The sequence below is a fragment of the Streptomyces sp. NBC_00557 genome, from assembly GCF_036345995.1.
Classification (GTDB): Bacteria; Actinomycetota; Actinomycetes; order Streptomycetales; family Streptomycetaceae; genus Streptomyces.
In genome coordinates this window covers 4,051,760-4,070,986 of record NZ_CP107796.1, presented here as the reverse complement: position 1 = coordinate 4,070,986, position 19,227 = coordinate 4,051,760, and the positions used below count along the sequence as shown (strand labels likewise).

Annotated in this window: 17 protein-coding genes, 2 tRNA genes and 2 pseudogenes; 14 read left to right on the top strand and 7 right to left on the bottom strand. The window is 70.9% G+C overall.

The features are described from left to right. Window positions 1-8: 8 nt before the first annotated feature. Window positions 9-743, top strand: coding sequence for a DUF3566 domain-containing protein (locus OG956_RS17435; RefSeq protein WP_330338894.1), 735 nt, complete (start codon window positions 9-11; stop codon window positions 741-743). A 112-nt stretch (window positions 744-855) separates the two neighbouring features. After that, window positions 856-929: transfer RNA gene (locus tag OG956_RS17430), tRNA-Ile, on the top strand. A gap of 267 nt (window positions 930-1,196) precedes the next feature. Here the strand turns inward: OG956_RS17430 and OG956_RS17425 are convergent. From OG956_RS17425 to OG956_RS17415, 3 genes are all read right to left on the bottom strand, one after another. Next, entirely contained in the window at window positions 1,197-5,261 is a 4,065-nt protein-coding gene (locus tag OG956_RS17425; protein WP_330338893.1) for a WD40 repeat domain-containing protein, read from the bottom strand. 696 nt (window positions 5,262-5,957) lie between these two features. Continuing rightward, window positions 5,958-6,737, bottom strand: coding sequence for a glycosyltransferase family 2 protein (locus tag OG956_RS17420; protein WP_330338892.1), 780 nt, complete (start codon window positions 6,735-6,737; stop codon window positions 5,958-5,960). Window positions 6,738-6,964: 227 nt separating this feature from the next. Next, entirely contained in the window at window positions 6,965-7,309 is a 345-nt protein-coding gene (locus OG956_RS17415; protein WP_330338891.1) for a DUF6344 domain-containing protein, read from the bottom strand. 348 nt (window positions 7,310-7,657) lie between these two features. Between OG956_RS17415 and OG956_RS17410 the strand changes: the two genes are divergently transcribed. Together OG956_RS17410 and OG956_RS17405 are read left to right on the top strand one after the other, a co-directional pair. Beyond that, the gene (locus OG956_RS17410; protein WP_003999697.1) at window positions 7,658-7,786 is read left to right on the top strand and encodes a DLW-39 family protein; all 129 of its coding nucleotides are present in this window, start codon (window positions 7,658-7,660) and stop codon (window positions 7,784-7,786) included. 215 nt (window positions 7,787-8,001) lie between these two features. After that, a complete protein-coding gene (locus OG956_RS17405) occupies window positions 8,002-9,363 on the top strand; it encodes a hypothetical protein (RefSeq protein ID WP_330338890.1) in 1,362 nt (453 codons plus the stop codon). Here the strand turns inward: OG956_RS17405 and OG956_RS17400 are convergent. Both OG956_RS17400 and OG956_RS17395 read right to left on the bottom strand, forming a co-directional pair. Beyond that, window positions 9,327-10,949, bottom strand: a complete 1,623-nt coding sequence (locus OG956_RS17400) for a serine/threonine-protein kinase (RefSeq protein WP_330338889.1) — start codon at window positions 10,947-10,949, stop codon at window positions 9,327-9,329. The two genes, OG956_RS17405 and OG956_RS17400, sit on opposite strands and share 37 nt — an antisense overlap. A 247-nt stretch (window positions 10,950-11,196) precedes the next feature. After that, window positions 11,197-11,745: a helix-turn-helix domain-containing protein gene (locus OG956_RS17395; RefSeq protein WP_142218689.1), complete on the bottom strand. Its 549-nt coding sequence runs from the start codon at window positions 11,743-11,745 to the stop codon at window positions 11,197-11,199. 182 nt (window positions 11,746-11,927) lie between these two features. Here OG956_RS17395 and OG956_RS17390 point away from each other — a divergent pair. Continuing rightward, window positions 11,928-12,000: transfer RNA gene (locus OG956_RS17390), tRNA-Ala, on the top strand. 200 nt (window positions 12,001-12,200) lie between these two features. Here the strand turns inward: OG956_RS17390 and OG956_RS17385 are convergent. Next, window positions 12,201-12,926 carry a DUF5324 family protein gene (locus OG956_RS17385; RefSeq protein ID WP_330338888.1) on the bottom strand — a complete coding sequence of 242 codons (726 nt, stop codon included), beginning with the start codon at window positions 12,924-12,926 and terminating at the stop codon, window positions 12,201-12,203. Between OG956_RS17385 and OG956_RS40240 the strand changes: the two are divergent. The 3 genes and pseudogenes from OG956_RS40240 to OG956_RS17375 all read left to right on the top strand — a co-directional run. Then, window positions 12,867-13,022 (top strand): annotated as a pseudogene (locus OG956_RS40240) (hypothetical protein); the annotation flags it as partial. The gene OG956_RS17385 and the pseudogene OG956_RS40240 overlap by 60 nt on opposite strands. A gap of 184 nt (window positions 13,023-13,206) precedes the next feature. Then, a complete protein-coding gene (locus tag OG956_RS17380; RefSeq protein ID WP_330338887.1) occupies window positions 13,207-13,737 on the top strand; it encodes a peptidylprolyl isomerase in 531 nt (176 codons plus the stop codon). Between the two features lie 114 nt (window positions 13,738-13,851). Next, a complete protein-coding gene (locus OG956_RS17375; protein WP_330338886.1) occupies window positions 13,852-14,748 on the top strand; it encodes a rhomboid family intramembrane serine protease in 897 nt (298 codons plus the stop codon). Between the two features lie 234 nt (window positions 14,749-14,982). On the opposite strand, the gene crgA is transcribed toward OG956_RS17375, so the two are convergent. Beyond that, the gene (gene crgA, locus OG956_RS17370) at window positions 14,983-15,237 is read right to left on the bottom strand and encodes a cell division protein CrgA (RefSeq protein ID WP_330338885.1); all 255 of its coding nucleotides are present in this window, start codon (window positions 15,235-15,237) and stop codon (window positions 14,983-14,985) included. A 153-nt stretch (window positions 15,238-15,390) separates the two neighbouring features. On the opposite strand from crgA, the gene OG956_RS17365 reads away from it, so the two are divergent. The 6 genes and pseudogenes from OG956_RS17365 (at window position 15,391) to OG956_RS17340 (ending at window position 19,179) form a co-directional block, all read left to right on the top strand. Beyond that, window positions 15,391-16,179, top strand: coding sequence for a DUF881 domain-containing protein (locus OG956_RS17365; protein WP_330338884.1), 789 nt, complete (start codon window positions 15,391-15,393; stop codon window positions 16,177-16,179). A gap of 55 nt (window positions 16,180-16,234) precedes the next feature. Beyond that, window positions 16,235-16,381 (top strand): annotated as a pseudogene (locus OG956_RS17360) (class E sortase); the annotation flags it as partial. A 62-nt stretch (window positions 16,382-16,443) separates the two neighbouring features. Next, the gene (locus OG956_RS17355; protein ID WP_330338883.1) at window positions 16,444-16,605 is read left to right on the top strand and encodes a hypothetical protein; all 162 of its coding nucleotides are present in this window, start codon (window positions 16,444-16,446) and stop codon (window positions 16,603-16,605) included. Beyond that, the gene (locus OG956_RS17350) at window positions 16,602-17,240 is read left to right on the top strand and encodes an aminodeoxychorismate/anthranilate synthase component II (RefSeq protein ID WP_330338882.1); all 639 of its coding nucleotides are present in this window, start codon (window positions 16,602-16,604) and stop codon (window positions 17,238-17,240) included. The genes OG956_RS17355 and OG956_RS17350 overlap by 4 nt, the downstream gene beginning before the upstream one ends. Then, window positions 17,237-18,409 carry a class E sortase gene (locus OG956_RS17345; protein WP_330338881.1) on the top strand — a complete coding sequence of 391 codons (1,173 nt, stop codon included), beginning with the start codon at window positions 17,237-17,239 and terminating at the stop codon, window positions 18,407-18,409. Before OG956_RS17350 ends, OG956_RS17345 begins: the two co-directional genes overlap by 4 nt. A 14-nt stretch (window positions 18,410-18,423) precedes the next feature. Then, a complete protein-coding gene (locus OG956_RS17340; RefSeq protein WP_330338880.1) occupies window positions 18,424-19,179 on the top strand; it encodes a class E sortase in 756 nt (251 codons plus the stop codon). Window positions 19,180-19,227 lie beyond the last annotated feature (48 nt).

Here is a 19,227-nt window from a genome sequence, read left to right as displayed (position 1 = left end):
GAGTCATCGTGAGCGGAGCCACGGGCGCCGGATCGGCCGGTACCCCCACGGGTACGGAGACGGACGGCGGCGGCCGTGGCTCCGCCGCGCACAGGGCGGGTGCGGGGAGCGCGGCCGACCCGCACACGACCAACCTGAAGCCGGTGAAGGCGTCCGGACAGGACTCCGCCGGCACGTCTGGATCCCAGGGGGGAACTGTGACGGACACCCGAGGACCGGCCGTGGCCGGGGAGGCGCAGTCGCCGTCTCCGCTCCCCCAGGAGCGGAGCCAGGAGCAGCCCGCCGGGCCCTATCACCCGCCGCAGGCCTATCCGGCCCAGCCGCCCGCCGGCGCCGTACGGCGGCCTCGCACGGGTGCGCGTACGGCACCACGCACCCGTAAGGCGCGGCTTCGGGTGGCCAAGGCCGACCCGTGGTCGGTGATGAAGGTGAGCTTCCTGCTCTCCATCGCGCTCGGCATCTGCACGATCGTCGCGTCGGCGCTGCTGTGGATGGTCATGGACGCGATGGGCGTGTTCTCGACGGTGGGCGGCACGATCTCGGAGGCGACCGGCTCGAACGAGGGGAACGGCTTCGACCTCCAGGCGTTCCTGTCGCTCCCCCACGTCCTGATGTTCACGTCGGTCATCGCGGTCATCGACGTGGTCCTGGCCACGGCGCTCGCGACGCTCGGCGCGTTCATCTACAACCTGTCCGCGGGCTTCGTGGGCGGTATCGAGCTGACCCTGGCCGAGGACGAGTGACCGGCTGTCCAGCGCGCCGGTGACGGTCCCCCGACAACCGATTTTGGGACTGACGTGGTCGTGCGCTAATCTTCAGGAGTCAGCGCGCGGGACACACACCGCAGAGCGCGGCGGGGCTATAGCTCAGTTGGTTAGAGCGCATCCCTGATAAGGATGAGGCCACAGGTTCAAATCCTGTTAGCCCCACAGCATGAAGACCCCCCGGATCATCGGTCCGGGGGTCTTTCGGTATGTGCGGTGGGGGTTCTGCGCAGCTGGCGGACGTCCACGAAGTCGCCGGTCGCCACCGGTCGACGGCGGACTCCGGCACCGGTGCGTGTGAGGAGGCCGTATGAAAAGGGCCCGATCGCTGGCGACGGGGGATGCACCAGCGATCGGGCTGTGGCCAAGGGTAACAAGCCCCGGGGCCTTGTGGGGCCCAGTCGGTCGTTAATAAGTCAGCTTGGCGGCCGGTCAATGACCGCACGGCGGGTCGTAGGAGAGCCGGGGCAGGTACTCGTGCCACTTCTGCGGAGTCATCACGCCCCGGGTGACCGCGCAGATGTGCGCGATCGCCGCGTCGGCGTCCAGGCTCCACACGCGCACCGTGTCGGTGCCGCTGGAGACCCCGAGGACACGGCTCGAGGGGCTGAAGGACAGGAACGTGCCGGACTTCGCGTTCGGGCTCATCGACTGCCCGATGGGGCTTGCCGAGGCGGGGTGGGCGACGTTCCACAGCCGGACCGTGTTGTCGTTGCCGCCGCTGGCCAGAACGCGTCCGTCCGAGCTGAACGTGAGCGTCTTGACCGCCTCCGTGTGGCCGATGAGCGGTGAGCCGAGCGCGGTCGCGGAGGCGGGCTGGGCGACGTTCCACAGCCGGACCGTGTCGTCGTCGCTGCCGCTGGCCAGAACCTGTCCGTCGGGGCTGAAGGCGATCACGTTGACCGGACCGGTGTGCTCGGTGAGCCGGGCGATGCCGGTCGGATGCGCGGGATCGGTGACGTTCCAGAGGCGGATCGTGCTGTCCGCGCTGCCGCTCGCCAGGGTGTGCCCGTCGGGGCTGAAGGCGATGGCGTTGAGGAAACCCCGGTGCCCGAAGAGCGGTCTGCCGAGCACGGTGGGGCGCCCGGGGTCGGCGATGTTCCACAGCTGAACGGTGCGGTCGTCGTAGGGGGTGGCCAGGGTGCGGCTGTCGGGGCTGAAGGCGAGCGTGTCGGGTCCCGCGAACCGGGTCCGCAGGTGGATGGGGAGACCGGCGGCGACCGGGCGGGACGGATCGCTCACGTTCCACAGGTGCACCGCATGGTTGTTGGTGAGGACGGCGAGGATCCGGCCGTCGGGGGAGAACACCGGTGCCCGGTGGCCGCCGTCCGCCTGCATGAACGGCTCACTCAACTGCACGGGCCGCCCGGGCCGTGTCACGTTCCACAGCCGGATCCTGCCGTCCCGGGCCGCCGTGGCCAGCACCCGGCCGTCCGGCCGGAACGCGCCGGTGCGGCCGACGATGTCCGAGGCCGGCAGCGACCACAGGCGCGCCCTGCCGTCGCCGCTGCCGGTGGCCAGGGTCCGCCCGTCCGGGCTGAACTGCAGGGCGTACATCTCCCCGCTGCTGCCCGCGAGCGGCTCCCCGACCTGCGAGGGGGACGAGGGGTCGCGTACGTTCCACAGGCTCGCCGTGCTGTCGGCGCTGGCGGCCGCCAGCCGCCCGCCGTCCTGGCTGAAGGCCACCGACCAGATCGGGCCGGTGTGGCCGGCCAGCGGTGAGCCGAGTGCGGACGGGCGGGCGGGGTGGGTGACGTCCCACAGCCGGATCGTGTCGTCCGCGCTGCCGGAGGCGAGGGTGTGCCCGTCCGGGCTGAACGCCACCGAGTGCACGAGGTCGGTGTGGCCCTTGAGCGCGCTGCCGTACCGCCGGGTGTGGTGCGGGTCGGCCACGTTCCACAGCAGGATCGTGTCGTCGTCACCGCCCGCCGCGACGGTACGGCCGTCGGGGCTGAACGCGACGCTGCGCACCGCGGCGGTGTGACCGCGCAGGGCCCCGGTCTCACGCGGCCGGCGCGGGTCGGCCACGTTCCACAGCCGTACCGTGCGGTCCTCCCCGGCGCTCGCCAGCATCCGCCCGTCCGGGCTGAAGGCGACCAGGTAGGTCGTGCCCTGGTGGCCGGTGAGCGGCTTGCCCAGAGGCACGGGGCGGGCGCGGTCGGTGACGTCCCACAGCCGGATCGTCCCGTCGTCGCCGGCGCTGGCGAGGGTGTGCCCGTCCGGGCTGAAGACGGCGCTGCTCACCCAGCTGGTGTGGCCGGTCAGCGGCTTGCCGAGCGGTTGGGGGCGGCGCGGGTCGGCCACGTTCCACAGCCGTACCGTGCGGTCGTAGCTGGCTGTGGCGAGGGTTCTGCCGTCGGGGCTGAAGGAGGTCAGGTAGACGGCGCCCGTGTGGCCGGTGAGGGGGGTGGCCAGCGGCGCGTTCACGATCGAGATCAGCCTGCTGTACGTCCCCTCGTCGTCCGGGCGCAGATGATGGGCGACCAGGTCGAGCTGGGCGGCCAGGGACGGGTCCGTGTGCTGGACCCGGTCGGCCTCGGCGACCACCTGGGCGAACACGGCGTCGTCCCGCTGCTGCCAGGCGATCACCGCCGAACCCCCTGCGAGCAGGGCCAGCACCACCAGCGCCGCCACCGCGGCCCGGCTGATCCACACCGTCCGCCTGCGCAGCCGTACCGCCGCGGCCACGAACTCCACCGCGCTGCGGGTCAGATACGGGTCGCCGGCCGAGCGCGCCCAGCTGCGGGCCTGCTCCAGCCGGGAGCCACGGTAGAGCAGCGCGCTGTCCCGGCCGGAGTCCTCCCAGGCCCGGCCGTCCTCCTCGAGCCGCTGGCGCAGCAGCTGTCCGCTCCGGTCGTCTTCGATCCAGTGCCGCAGCCGGGGCCAGGCGTGCAGCAGCGCCTCGTGGGTGATCTCCACCGTGTCCGCGTCCAGCGTCACCAGCCGGGCCCGCACCAGGGCCTCCAGGGACTCTTCGGTCTTGCCCGGGTCCGCGGACTCCTCCGCCAACTGGCGCCGGGTGCCGCGCCGGCGCGTGGCCTGTGTGTCCTCGCCCAGCCGGACCAGCCGGAGCAGGAGCAGCCGGGCCGCGGTACGGGCCGCGGGGTCCAGCCTCGACCAGGCGCGTTCGGCGGTCGCCGCGACGGCCCCCTGGATCCCGCCGGCCGCGCGATAGCCGGCCAGGGTCAGCCGCCCGCCCTTGCGGCGCTGCCAGGTCGCCAGCAGGGCGTGCGAGAGCAGCGGGAGCACGCCGGCGTCGTGGGCTCCGCGCGGTCCGTCGGCGCTCACCTCGCGGATGATCAGTTCGGCGAGCCCCGGCTCCAGCTCCAGACCGACCGCCTTGGCCGGGCCGGTCACAGCCTCGCGCAGTTCGGCGGCGGTCAGCGGCCCGAGCACCATGTGCCGGTGCTGCAGCGCGTCGGCCAGTTCCGGATAGCCGAGGCACTGCTCGTAGAAGTCGGCGCGGATGCCGAGGACGACGAGCACCGGTGCGGGCTCGTCGGAGTCGGCGGACGGGGTGCAGGCGGCGTGCAGCAGCTGGATGAACGTGCGCCGGTCGGCCTCGGCGGCGCAGAGGGTGAAGGTCTCCTCGAACTGGTCCACGACGATGACCGGCCGGCTCTCGCCGGGCGCCTCCCGCCGCACCCACGCCGACACGGCCTCGCGCGCCGCGCGGGCGATCTTGGGGGAGTCGGAGCCGGGGACGGCCGGGTCCTCCGTGGCCTCCTGCTCGGCCTGACGCGCGTCGGCGGCGACCGTGGCGAGATCCGGGATACGGCCGACCAGCTCGGCGAGGGGGTCCGCGCCCGGGACGAGGTGCAGGACCCACCCGGCGGCGGTTTCCGGGGACGCCGTGGCGCTCGGGTTCGAGGTACCGCGTCCAGCGCGCAGCGCGCCGCCGCGGAGGGCGGGGACCAGGCCGGCGTTCAGCAGGGACGACTTTCCGGCGCCCGAGGCGCCCACCAGCATCACCAGGCCGCCGGTCCGCTCGGCGGCGCGCAGCTGGGCGACGAGCGCGCTCGTGCTCCGCTCCCGGCCGAAGAACCATCGGGCGTCCTCCTGCCGGTAGGGCGCGAGTCCCCGGTAGGGGCAGACGCCTCCGGCGGGCGGAGCCTGGGCCTCAGGCCGCCGGTTTTCCTCAGCGGGTGGCGCGGGCCGGTCACCGACCGGGTCGGCCAGCGCCCGCTCCCAGAGCCGCTGCCAGTGCGCGAGGTCGTACAGGCCCGGGGACACCGGTGTGGGCCGCAGCCGGCGTGCCTCCGGAATCAGGATGTGCAGCACCGCTGCGAGCGCCGTGAACTGCGCCGGCACGTTCTTGGCCCGGCGCCAGTCACTGATCCGCTGGGCGGAGACCCGCACGGGCCGCCCCCGCTCGTCGATCCGCTGCAGCCGTACGACTGCCTCGGCGACGCTCTTGAGGGGAGGGTTTCCGGCCTCCTTGTACAGCAGCGCGAGGCGCTCGGCGAAGGCTGTGCGTGCCCCTGAGTCGGAACTCAAGGTCCCACCCCTTTACTTGCCGCCGCATCTGCACGTCCGGACCGGAAAACCCACCTTATATGTCTGACCTGCGGTTAAGCACTGCAGCGAAGGTCGTCCCCTCCTCCTCGCGGACCTCAAATGGCAGGATCCGGACCCGGTAGCGGACCGCTCACACACCGTCCGGACAGGCCACGGCCCTGCGCCTGGAGAGGCAGCCCCGAGCATCGAAGGATCTCGGCCAACTTCACCGGAGACATGCGAGCGGACCCCGCCGACACCGATTGAGCGGATGCGACCGAAGGCAGGGAGCGGCGACCGGACCGTTCCCTGAGCCCGTGGGCCGTGAGCCTCCAGGCGGCTCCCTTCTGCAGTCCGTGCCCAGCCGACGTGGCACGGATTGACGCCCCCGCACCGCCCGGTACCGGTCCCCACGAGGGGAGGGACCGGCACCGGGCGGGCAGGGGCCTTGCCGCACCGGCAGGCGCGGCGCCGGGACGGGGCGGGTGACGTTTCACGTGAAACGCCCGCCGTATGGGTGTTTCACGTGAAACACCCATACGGCTTCGAGTGCTCGGCCACTGTCCATCAGTCCTCCCCTCACAGCCCGGTCCGGTTCAGCGGGTGCTCCCCCGGGCAGTGACGTCCGGGAAGTGCCCCTCCCAGGCCATCGTGCTCACGGAGTAGGGCGGCGGGAGAAGGCCGGCACGGCGTGGCTCATCTGGTGGCCGCCGGGTCTGCCGGAGCGGCCGGGTAGGTCCACCGGGAGGCCGCCAGGGCGCGAGCCCGGGCCTCGGCGACCGTCATGCGGGCCGCTCGTTCGACCGGGTCGACGTGGGACGCCTGGCCGGTGACCTGGCCCTGCCACTTGCGATGGAGCAGGCCGGCCTCCGCCGAGAACCAGCCGTGGCCGACCGCGTCCAGCGCCAGCAGCAGCCCGGTGTCCTCGGACGCCGGCAGCGCCATCCAGCCGCCGAGCGCCATGAGCAGCTCGCGCCGGACACACAGGGTCGCCGGATGGACGGGGGCCCGGAAGTCGTTCCGCTTCCAGTGGTCGAGTACGGCACCGCGTTCGAGCGGGCCGTCGTCAGGGTTGCCGGGAAAACCGGCCGTCGTGCCGTCCGGCAGCAGGTCGAGGGCCTGGGAGGTGGTCCAGCTTACGGTCGGGTCTGCCTCCAGCACGGCCACGTCGCGGGCCAGCGCGCCTGGCGTGAGCCGGTCGTCGGCGTCCAGGACCTTCACGTACGCGCCCTTGGCGCGGGCCAGTGCGATCGTGCGGGCCACCCCGGGACCGCCCGGCCGGCCCTGGCCGAAGCTCACACGCGCGTCGTCCGGGACGTACGGGCGGACCTCGTCCGTCGTACCGTCCTGCTGGATCAGCCACTCCCAGTCCCAGCCACCGGGAAGCCGCTGCTCGCACAGGGAGGCGTACGCGTCCGGAAGGAAACGCGCGGAGGGGCCGTGGACAGCGGTGACAACGGTGACGCGCCGGGTCACGGCGGCACTCACCCCTTTCCGGAGAGCCTCGGACGCGCGGGACGCGCCCGGGGTGTGTCGGCCGCGGTCGCGTCGGCCGCGGTTCCTTGGGCCACGGTCGATCGTCCCGGGAGCCGGAACAGCGCGAGACCCCCGGCCGAACCCGGCCGGGGGTCTTTCCGTGTCGACTGTTGCGTACGCAAGTCGCCGTGTGGTCGAGACGTTGCGGTACTGCGTGGGGTGCGAGGTCAGCAGTCGAGCCTGGCCGTCGAGGACTCTCCGGTGATCAGGTCCTCCGTCTCGGTCTCGGCGAGGGGACGGTGCCGGCAACGGGGCGACTTGCCGTGGGCCTCGGCCCGGATGCGCTGTTTCATCGTGGGGGGCAGAGCCGTGGTGCGGGGCCAGGACCAGTGGCGTTGGGCCGGGATCGCCGGGATGGTCTTCAACGCGGTACCGGTGCGGGGGCCCTCGGTGCTGGGGGCGGCCGCCGCGGTCGTGGCGGTCGTGGCGGTGACGATTCCGAGCGCGGTGCACAGTGCGAAGAAGGCGGTGACGATGGCGGTCCACAGCGTCATGACCTTGTTCTTGGTCATGGCCCCTCACTTTCGGGTTGGGCGATTTGCGTACTTTGCTCATGATGTGTATGTGGGCCGCGAAGTGGTGGACCGACGCTCGTGGCGCGTCGATGTTCCGATGAACACCACCCGGATGGCGGCAAGAGGCCTGGAAAGCCCCCAAAACCTGCTCAGCTGAGCGAAGAGGGAGCAAAGTAACCGTCCGTGGGGGTGTGATCACCCTCCGATCGGAACGGCGTCGGACCTGGCCTATTGCGCTGCCGGAGGCGGGAGTTGGGCTCCGGCGCAGGTCACCGATCGATATCGGCCGGTGTGTATAGTCGGGCGCCAGAGGTCCCCTACGTCAAGGAAAGACGAGGTCGCGCGGTGAAGAAGCTGCTCCTGGTCGCACTGGCCGCCATCGGCGGGCTCCTCGTGTACCGCCAGATCCAGGCGGATCGCGCCGAGCAGGATCTGTGGACGGAGGCGACTGACTCCGTGCCCACGGGTTCGTGAGTGCCGATTCCAGAATCTGAAGCAGGCCCCGACCGCCCCTCGCGGTCGGGGCTTTGTGTTGCGCAGGCCCACCGGGCGTTGCGGGGCGATTCGGACGGCCGCAGGCATTGCCCGGATGGCGCGCGGGTGCACGCGGCAGGATGGAGCGCGGTCCGGTACGGCGCTGGCGCGGCGGACACGCCGGTCGGGGAGCGGCGACAGGGGGAGGGCGGCACGTGCGGGAACGAGGACAGGGCGGGGCCCGGCGGTGGCGCCCCGGACGCCGGGCGGTCTCCGGCGCCGTACGGGCGGCTCTGCTGACGGGGCTGTGCGCGCTGCTCGTCCTGCCGGCCGGTACGACGTCCGCGCGCGCAATCGCGGCCGCCGCCGAGGACGGCTCGCCGGAGCCGTACGCCTTCGCGCCCGGCGCCGCTGCCGTCGCGGGGGCGCCGGGCACCGCCACGGCACCCCGGCTGGAGGCGGGCCGCACCTACCGCAGCTCCCTGGCGAGCAACGGCGAGCTCTACTACCGCATCGAACTCCGGGCCACCGACACGGCGTACGTCCCCGTCACCGCCGTACCCCCCGCGGACGCCACCGTCTCCGCCGCCGACGGCATCGCCGTGTCGCTCCAGGACGCCCACGGCACCCGCTGCTCCTACGCCAACGCCCGCTTCGGCGCCGGGCTCAGCCCCCGGCCGCTCACCGCGCTCGCCCGGCGGGAGCCCGGCAATGCGCTGTGCCAGGGCTCCGGAACGTACTACGTGGTCGTCCAGCGCCTCGACGCCGGAGGAACCGGCGCGTCGGCACAGCGCTGGGACCTGGAGATCGCGCCTGCCACGGAACCGCGTACGGCACGGGCCGGAGCCACCTCGGCGCCGCAGGCCTGGGACTCCGCCACGCCCGAACCGCTCGACGGCGAGCCCCACGACCGCCCTGGCGGCGCCGGATTCGCCTCCGCGAGCACCCTCGGCCAAGGGGTCTGGCGTACGTCGCTCGTGCCCGGCGAGACCCGGTTCTACAAGGTGCCGGTCGACTGGGGACGGCAGCTGCACGCCTCTGCCGAACTGGGCAACGCCGCTGGTCACGGCTATGTCGGCGGTGCCCTCGACCTTTCCCTCTACAACCCCGTCCGCGGTTACGTCGAGGACGCCGCCCTCGGCTACACCGGCACACAGAAGCCCGCCGTACTCGCCCCGGTGCCGCCGGTGGAGTACGCCAACCGCTACGCCGTACCCGTCGGCGTCACCTCTGTCCGCTTCGCGGGCGACTACTACCTCGTCCTGCACCTCAGCGAGCGGATGACCGGTACGTTCGGACGCGGTCCGTTCGCGGTGACGCTGCGGGTCCGGGTGACCGGGCGGGCGCACGCGGGACCGGAGTACGCCGGGCATCCCGTACCGGACGACGTGTTCACCCCCACGCGGCAGGGCCGGGAGGCGGCCCTCACCAGTACTGCGGGAGGCGGCTCAGCGATGCTGCTGGTCGCGATCGGCGGGATCGGCCTCGGGACCGTGCTCCTGCTGGTGCTCGCCGGCTGGACGGTGACGGCACGGCGCGCTCAGACGCGGGTCAACGCCCAGAAACCCACGGCATAGCAGGCCAGCGCCAGCAACAGCAGCGGGATCGCGACCCCGGCCGGCGGCCCGGTCCGTCGCCTGCGGGCGGCCCGGCGGCGCGCCCCGCGGCCTTGCACGGGCACGTTCTGGGCTGTGTAGGAAGCGGTGGGGGCATCGACCGGAGGGTCCATCACCGGATGGGCGGACGGTACGGCGCTCCAGGGAGTGCGGTGTGTGCGGGCGGCGTGGGTCTGGGGCGTGATGTACGGCTGGTAGGACGGGAGGTGAGGAGGGAAGGAACCGGAGGCCGGCGGCTGCTGGGCGGCGGCGGGGGATTCCTGCGCGTAGGTGAGGGGTTCCCGGAGCGGGGGCGGGGATGCCTGGGGTGGCGGCAGACGGAAACTGCCGGTGTCGGAGAGGGAGCCGGTACCCGTGCCGACACCGGAATCCGGCTCTGCACCGAAACCCGTGCCCGCGCCGACACCTGAAGACGGTCCCCTGTCCGCGCCGGCACCCGACGACGGTCCCGTATTCGCGGCTGTCCTTACGCCCGAGACCGCCCCCGTGTCCGTCGTGTTCGCGCTTGTCCCCGCGCCCGAGACCGGCCCCGTATCCGTCCTGTCCGCGCCCGTCCCCGCGCCCGAAAGCGGCCCCGTATCCGTCCTGTCCGCGCCCGTCCCCGCGCCGGAAGACGACCCCGTATCCGTGCTCTCCGCCAGGTCCGACGCCACCCCGGGTGCCCGCTTGAGCGGACCGTCCGGTCCGAATCCGGGTGGCAGCGGGCCGAGTTGGTCGAAGATCTCGATCAGCTCGTCGTCCGGCTCGGGCTCCGGCAGGAGTTCCGCTGCGGAGGCCAGCGCCTTGCGCGCACCCGTGGCGGTGCGGAAACGCGCGGCCGGGTCGGGCTGCAGCAAGGTGGAGACGACCTGCCACAGCGGTTCCGGAACTCCCTTGGGCGGCCCGGGAGTTCCGTTGTCCAGGAAGTACTGCACGAGCGCCTTGGCGTCAGGCTTGGCGCCCTCCAGCAGATACAGCGCGACGAGCCCCACGGCGAACAGGTCGGCGGGGAAGTCTGGCTCGGCGCCGAGCAGTTGCTCGGGGGCCAGATAACCGGGCGTTCCCACCACGAGGTTGGTCTCCGTCAGGCGGGGTTCGCCGAGCCGCATGGCGATGCCGAAGTCGGACAGCCGCAGCCGGGGCCGTCCCGTTCCGGTCGCTTCGAGGAGGACGTTGGCGGGTTTGACGTCCCGGTGGATGACCCCCTCGGCGTGCACGGCCGCGAGACCGGAAAGGAGCTGGTCCAGCAGGGTGCACACGAACGCCGGGGGCAGCGGGCCGTAGTCGCCGACCAGGTGGACCAGGGAGCCGCCGGCCACCAGGTCCATGGTGAAGAGCACCTTGTCGTCGTCGGCGGCCCAGCTCGCCGGCGCCAGGACATGGGGATGGTCGATCCGCAGGGCCTGCTCCCGCACGAATCGCAGGAGCGAGTGCGCGTCGCGCTGCTGGAGCACCTTGGCGGCCACATAGCGCCGCCGGCGATGGTCCCAGGCGCGCCATACGGCGCCCACGCCCCCGCGCCCGATCGGATCGGCCAGTTCGTACCGGCCGGCGAACACCTCACCCATGGCAGCCCATCGCTCCTCCCCCGGAACCCGCGCCGGTTCCCCCGCCCCCCTTGTTCCCCGCCTTTGTTCCCTGGTCCCTTGTTTCCCCGCTTCCCCGCGCTTGCGCCCTGCTCCCCTGTGACGAGCGATACGGGCCGCCCCCGCTCGAGGACCGGTCCGCCACCACAGACCGACTCCCGTGCCCAGCCGCCCTCACCGGAAGGCGATCCCGGTCCCCGTACCCCCTCCGTGGACCGGACCGCGAGTCCTAATTCTGGTGGGACTGGTAGTGCGCGACAGCGTCGGAGGTCCGGCCGGCGCCGTAGACGCGCAGGAACTCCGCCAGTTCGGGGTGGGTCGGGGCAAGGCTGTCCGCGGCGTCGATGATGTCGCCCGCGGCGGCCACCGAGCGCAGCAGCGACTGGATCTCGCGGACCACCCGCTTGACCGTGGGCGCCCCGGAACCGCTCGTGGTCTGGGTGGTGTTGTTGAGCACGGAACCCCCCTGGGACTTCTTGATCTCGTCCATGCGCTCGGTCGCCTCGGCCGCGCTCACACTGCCGTCCGCGACCTGCGCCGCCAGCTCCTGCAGCAGTTGCACCCGCTGCACCACGGCAGGATTGCCGATCTTCGCCCGCTGGCCGCTCATCAGCTGCGAGAGCATCGGGGCGGACAGACCCAGGACCGCCGCGAGACGGGCCTGATTGAGCCCGAGATCGTCGATGAGCTTACGGAAGAGCGCCCCCAGTGGCTCCCCGTACCAGTTCCGCTGCAGCTCCCGCGCTCTCGCGGTGGCTTCCTGCTGTGCGGCGTCCATTGCGTCTCCCCATCGCTACCCCTGAAAACCGCGGTTCGCTGTAGCGAACCACGTCGAGCATCTTACGGAGCGTGGTCATTCACGGGGACCCCCAATCTTTTTGCGGGATACCCGGGGTGACCCGGTACTCTGGTCTGCGGCGCCCACCGGAACGCGACTTTTCCGGCCGGACGCTGCTTCCCGGGGCCTTAGCTCAGTTGGTAGAGCGCCGTCTTTGCATGGCGGATGTCAGGGGTTCGACTCCCCTAGGCTCCACCCAGAAAAGCCTCCCGACCTGCGGAAACGCAGATCGGGAGGCTTTCTCCGTTCATGCACCGGCGTCCGCGTTCACGATGCCGGGCCATGACCCAGGGGAGGCTGCGGCGGGGTGGTTTCACGTGAAACGGGCCGTGGGTCCGGCGAGCTTCAACTCGCCTGATCCACGGCCCCTTTCACGCACGAACCGGCCCGCCGGTCTACTCGTCGTCCTCGTGCTTCGCGGCATCCTCCTCGGCCTGCTTCGCCTGGACCTCGGGGTCCAGGACCGAGGTACCGCTGCCGTCCACCGAACTCAGCCGGCCGCCGGACTCGGGCACCTCCGTCGCGGCGGGCGGCTCGACCAGCCAGTCCGGATTGGCCTGCTTGTCCCACCACTTCCAGGCGGCGAAAGCCCCACCGGCCAGCAAGGTCAGCAGCGCCAGCGCCTTCACGGTGCGGCCCGTCCTGGACCGGCGCGCATTCCGGCGGGCCAGCTTCTGGATCTCCTTCGCCGAGACCTGACCGCGCAACGCGGCCAGCGCCGCCGCGCCCCGCGCGGCAGCTTCCTCACGGACCGGGGCCGCGGCGGCCACGGCCTGCTCGATCCTCGGACGCGAGTACTCGGCGGCCTGGCGCGAATACTCGGCCGCCTGCCGGGCGGCCTTGCGGGCGCGCACGGCGGCCTCCTGCGCCGCCAGGTCGACCTTCGGCGGCACATGCGCACGAGCCTGTTCCAGACGCGGGGCGAGCCGGGCGTCGTACTGCACGCGGGCCTGTTCGGCGGCCTGCGACATCACGGGCGCCAGTCGTACGCGTGCCTCCTGCGCGTAGAGCGCGGCACGCTCCTTGGCCGTGTCGGCGTAGGGCGCCACCACTTCCGCGGCGTGCAGCACGCTGTCCTTCGCCGAGCCGGTCGCGGCGCGCACGCTGTCGATGCGGGTCACGGGTTCCTCCTCCTCGGTGGCGTACGGTGTTCGACTTTCCACCCTTTTACGGATCATGCCTGCCAACGGTCCGCACGGCATGCGTGGGCGGGCATATGGGTGCCTACCGCTCCCTTCGGCTCCATCCCGGAAATTCCCGGGCAACCCGATCCTGTCCTCGACACTGCCACGAATCGCCGCCGAGCGCTGCCTTCCGGGCGGAACTCGTGGCTGCCGGGCGACGCACGGGCCTCGCCGTGCGAGGATCGGGGAGTCACAGGAAGACAACGGAAGGCAGATCGTGGCCGAGCAGCTTTACGCCACCCTGAAGACCAACCACGGCGACATCGTGGTCAAGCTTTTCCCGAACCACGCGCCGGAGACGGTCAAGAACTTCGTCGAGCTGGCACAGGGCGAGCGCGAGTGGACGCACCCCGGCACGGGTGAGAAGAGCAAGAAGCCGCTCTACAACGGCACGATCTTCCACCGTGTCATCAGCGGCTTCATGATCCAGGGCGGCGACCCGCTCGGCTCCGGTATCGGCGGCCCGGGCTACAAGTTCAAGGACGAGTTCCACCCCGACCTGTCCTTCAACAAGCCCTACCTGCTGGCCATGGCCAACGCCGGCCCGGGTACCAACGGCTCGCAGTTCTTCATCACCGTCTCCCCGACGACGTGGCTGAACCGCAAGCACACCATCTTCGGCGAGGTCACCGACACCGCCAGCCAGAAGGTCGTCGACGCCATCGCCGCGGTCCCCACCGGCCGTAACGACCGTCCGGTCGACGACGTCGTGATCAACGAGGTCGTCGTCGAGAAGCGCGAGGGCTGAGCCCACCGCTCCGCGCACCCCAGGGAACCAAACGCCCCGCTCGTCCGTACCAAGGATGAGCGGGGCGAGGTACTGCCAGGGGCACCCCAGTCCCACGTCGAGCAAGGGGAACAGATGGACCAGGCCGCAGCAGGCATGCAGGGAGCCCACCGCGCGCCCGTGTGCTACCGGCACCCGGACCGCGAGACCGGCGTGCGCTGCACCCGCTGCGAACGCCCCATCTGCCCCGAGTGCATGGTCAGCGCCTCCGTCGGCTTCCAGTGCCCCGCCTGCGTACGCGGCGGCAGCGACACCGGTCCGGCACCCGCCGCCTCCCGGCCCCGCACCATCGCCGGCGGCACGGTCACGGCCGACCCACGCCTGCTCACCAAGGTCCTCATCGGCGTCAACCTGGCCGTGTTCCTCGCCCAGCTCGCCGTGGGCAGCAGCCTCACCGACCGGTTCGAACTGATCGGCCAGGCCCAGTTCTCCCTGTTCAGCCCGGTCCAGGGCGTCGCCGAGGGGCAGTACTACCGCCTGCTGACCGCGATGTTCCTGCACTCGCCGACCAACTACACCCACATCCTGTTCAACATGCTCAGCCTGTGGTGGATCGGCGGCCCCCTCGAGGCAGCCCTCGGCCGCGCCCGCTACCTCGCCCTGTACTTCGTCTCCGGCCTGGCCGGCAGCGCCCTCACCTACATGGTCGCCGACCCGCGCCTGCCCTCTCTGGGCGCCTCTGGTGCGATCTTCGGTCTCTTCGGCGCGACCGGCGTGCTGATGCGCCGGCTCAACTACGACCTGCGCCCGCTCGTCGCCCTTCTGGTGATCAACCTGATCATTACGTTCACCCCGGGCTTCAACATCTCCTGGGAGGCCCACATCGGTGGCCTCGTCGCCGGTGTCGCCGTGGGCTATGCGATGGTCCACGCCCCGCGGGAGAGGCGGACGGTGATCCAGTACGGCGCCTGTGCGGTCGTACTCGCCGTCGTGGTGGTGCTCACGCTGGTCAGGACCGCTCAGCTCACCTGAGAGCGAACGGTTGTCCACAGGCTGTGGCGGATCTTGTGCACCGTGTGCGGGCACAGCTGTGCCCCCTGTCGCTCGGATGTTTTTCCGCAGGTCAGACAGGAGGCGAACAGGTGTATGGGCGTTGGTAGGGCAGTCACACCGGCGTCAACCCCCGATGAGTTATCCACAGATCGTCTTTCTTTTCCCCATGTGGACAACGGCTGTGGATAACTCGGTGGACAGCTCTGGGCAGAGCTATTTCCACTGCGTGGAGACACCGAAGCCGGCGGCGATGAAGCCGAAGCCGACCACGATGTTCCAGTTGTCGAGCGCGTCGATGGGCAGCGAGCCGTCGGTCACATAGAAGACGACGATCCACGCCAGGCCGATGACGAACATCGCCAGCATGACAGGTGCGACCCAGGCGCGACTGTTCAGCTTGATCGCCTGCGCCTGCTTCACGGGCGGCGGCGTGTAGTCGGCCTTCTTGCGGATACGTGACTTCGGCACGAGGGTCTCTCCTGTCGATGCGCTGCGTGGCCGCGCAGGTAACCGGTACGGGGCTCGGGGCAGCGTACAAGGGGTCCACATGACGACTCTGTGTGCTCCCCCGGGCGTCCGTTAGCGTAGTGCTTCCGTGGCGCCTAAGGAGATAAGGGTACGTTGAGCAATTCTGCCGACTCCCCCGGGACGCATTCAACGGGCTCCGGCCCTGGCCGCCGTCTGCGTGTCCGCCCCGTGCGGATCCTCACGGCGGCCGTCTTCGCGCTCGCGGGGCTGATCTTCTTCACCAGCTTCGACACGGCCAAGGGCACCGACATCCGGCAGGACGGCTCTCTGCTGAAGCTGTCCGACCTGATCCAGCAGCGCAGCCGCAAGAACAAGGAGCTGGACGAGTCCAACGCGGCGCTGCGCGGGCGCGTGGAGTCCTTCGCGGAGAGCGACGACGGCAGCAGCAAGGCGCAGGACCGCGAGCTCAGCGGGCTGGAGAAGAGCGCCGGCACACAGAAGCTCACCGGTCACGCCATCACCGTCACGCTCAATGACGCTCCGCCGAACGCCACGGCCAAGCTCCCCGGCTATCCGGAACCGCAGCCCGACTACCTGGTGATCCACCAGCAGGATCTGCAGGCGGTGGTGAACGCCCTGTGGCAGGGCGGCGCCAAGGGCATCAAGGTCATGGACCAGCGGCTGATCTCCACCAGCGCGGTGCGCTGTGTGGGCAACACGCTGATCCTCCAGGGCCGCGTCTACTCGCCGCCGTACAAGATCACGGCGGTCGGGGATCCGGAGAAGCTGCAGCAGGCGCTGGCGGCGAGCAAGGCGATCCAGACCTACATGGTGTACGTGAACGTCTACGGTCTCGGCTGGAGGGTCACCGACGACGGGACGGTGACGCTGCCCGGTTACTCCGGCACGGTGGATCTGCACTACGCGCAGCCCGTGCAGTAGGCGGTCGCCCGTCATGCCATGAGTGATCGACTCGTCCCGCGGCTCGGTTTCACGTGGAACAAGCTGGTTTCGGATCGACAAAGGGCCCTACAAAACCGTGCCGCCGGACGTTGAGGTGATCGACCCTGTGCCACGTAAGTCCGGGTGTACACGCTCCGCACAGTCTGTGGAGGCAGGCGAACCGGAGGCGCCGCGCCGTTAGTCTGGTGACGTACGGCGTGGGTCTGATGCCGTAGGGATACGGAAGGGACGGCAAGGGACGGCATGTACGGCTGGATCTGGCGGCATCTGCCGGGAAACGCTTGGGCGAAGGCGCTGATCTCGCTCGTTCTGGTGCTGGCCGTGGTCTATGTGCTGTTCCAGTACGTCTTTCCCTGGGCCGAGCCGCTGCTGCCCTTCAACGATGTGACGGTGGACAACCAGTGAGTGCGCGGATTCTCGTCGTCGACAACTACGACAGCTTCGTCTTCAACCTCGTGCAGTACCTGTACCAGCTGGGTGCGGAGTGCGAGGTGGTGCGCAACGACGAGGTGTCGACGGCGCACGCCCAGGACGGGTTCGACGGCGTGCTGCTCTCGCCCGGGCCGGGGACGCCGGAGGAGGCGGGCGTGTGCGTGGACATGGTCCGGCACTGCGCCTCGACCGGGGTGCCGGTGTTCGGGGTCTGCCTCGGCATGCAGTCGATGCAGGTGGCGTACGGCGGTGTGGTGGACCGGGCGCCGGAGCTGCTGCACGGCAAGACCTCGCTGGTGGAGCACGAGGGCAAGGGCGTCTTCACGGGTCTGCCGTCTCCGTTCACGGCGACCCGCTACCACTCGCTGGCAGCGGAGCCGGCGACGGTCCCGGCCGAGCTGGAGGTGACCGCCCGCACGCACGACGGCATCATCATGGGCCTGCGCCACCGTGAACTCCGGGTCGAGGGCGTGCAGTTCCATCCCGAGTCGGTGCTGACCGAGCACGGGCACCGGATGCTGGCCAACTGGCTGGTGGAGTGCGGTGACGAGGGTGCCGTGGCGAGGTCGACGGGGCTGGCCCCGGTGGTGGGCAGGGCCACGGCGTGACCGCGCTGCGCCCGGAGCGCGAGACCGATGCCTCGTACGGGGATCAGTCGTACGGGGCTTCCGGTGCGCTTGGGGAGTGGCACGCGGAAGGAGCGCGAGGCCCCTACGGGGAGCCGGGATTCACGGAGCCGGGGTACGCCGAGCCCGGATACGACGGGTACCAGAAGCCCGCATACGACGAGCCTGGGTACGCCGAGCCCGGATACGAGGAGCCGCCCCGCGGCCCCCTCGACGACGAGACGATGGCGCTGCGCGTCCCCGCTGCGGCCGGAGACGCCGAGAACGGCGCCACAGCGGCCTCTCCGGCCTCTTCAGGCTCCTCTGCCACCGGAGTGGCGCGGGGAGGCCGTGCGGCGCGCAGAAAGGCCGCCAAGCGGCGTGGCGGGCGGCACGGCGGTGGCCGGGAGACCGCGTCCGCCGGAACGGCACCTCCTGGGGCGGACTCCGGTCGGCCGCTGTCCCGGGTGGAGGCGCGGCGCCAGGCCCGGTTGCGCAAGCCGAGCCCGGCGGTCGTCGCCAGCCGGGTGATCGGCGAGGTGTTCATCACCACCGGCGTGCTCATGCTCCTGTTCGTCACCTACCAGCTGTGGTGGACCAACGTCCGGGCCCACGCCCAGGCGGGCAGCGAGACGCACCAGCTGCAGAACGACTGGGCCAGCGGCAAGCGGAACCCGGGTGTCTTCGAGCCGGGGCAGGGCTTCGCCATCCTGCACATCCCCAAGCTGGACGTCGTCGCACCGATCGCGGAGGGCGTCAGCAACGCGAAGGTGCTCGACAAGGGCATGATCGGGCATTACGGCGAGCCTCCGCTGAAGACGGCGATGCCCGGTGCCAGGACGGGCAACTTCGGGCTCGCCGCGCACCGCAACACGCATGGCGAGCCGTTCCGGTACATCAACAAGCTCAAGGCCGGCGACGCGGTCGTGGTCGAGACGCAGGACACGTACTACGTGTACAAGGTGACCTCGATGCTGCCGGTGACCTCGCCGTCCAACACGAGTGTGCTGGACCCGATCCCCAAGGGTTCGGGCTTCACCAGGCCCGGCCGCTACATCACCCTCACCACCTGCACGCCGGAGTTCACGAGCAAGTACCGGCTGATCGTCTGGGGCAAGATGGTCGAGGAACGCCCGCGCAGCAAGGGCAAACCGGACGCGCTCATCGAGTAGGGGCAGAGGGAACTGTGGCAGCGACCGCCGACGACACCGAAGAACACACGGACGCGTCCGATCCGGGTTCCGCCCCGCGCGGCCGGCGCCCCGGCCGTATCGCGACGGCGGTGAGTGTCTTCGGTGAACTCCTCATCACCGCAGGCCTGTTGCTGGCGCTCTTCGTCGTCTACTCGCTGTGGTGGACGAACGTGATAGCGGACCGCAAGGCGGACCAGCAGGCCGAGAAGGTCCGCCGGCACTGGGCGCAGGCCACGGACTCCGGGCCGGGTGCGCTGAACACCAAGGACGGCATCGGCTTCCTGCACGTGCCGGCGATGAAGAACGGTGTGGTCCTGGTCGAGAAGGGCACGGGCACGAACGTCCTCAACGACGGCGTGGCCGGCTACTACACGGATCCGGTCAAGGCGACGCTGCCGATGTCCGGCAAGACCGGCAACTTCACCCTCGCGGCCCACCGGGACGGGCACGGCGCGAAGTTCCACAACATCGACAAGCTGAAGAAGGGCGACCCGGTCGTCTTCGAGACGCGGGACGACTGGTACGTCTACAAGGTCTACTCGATCCTCCCCGAGACCTCGAAGTACAACGTCAAGGTCATCGACCAGGTCCCGAGGGAGTCCGGCAGGAAGAAGCCGGGCCACTACATCACCCTGACGACCTGCACGCCCGTGTACACCTCGGAGTACCGGTACGTGGTGTGGGGAGAACTGGTCCGGGTGGAGAAGGTGGACAGCGACCGGACGCCGCCCAAGGAACTGCGCGGCTGACCACGTCCTTCGAGAACCTCTGGCCTTCAGCACGACCGCGGGGCGGTC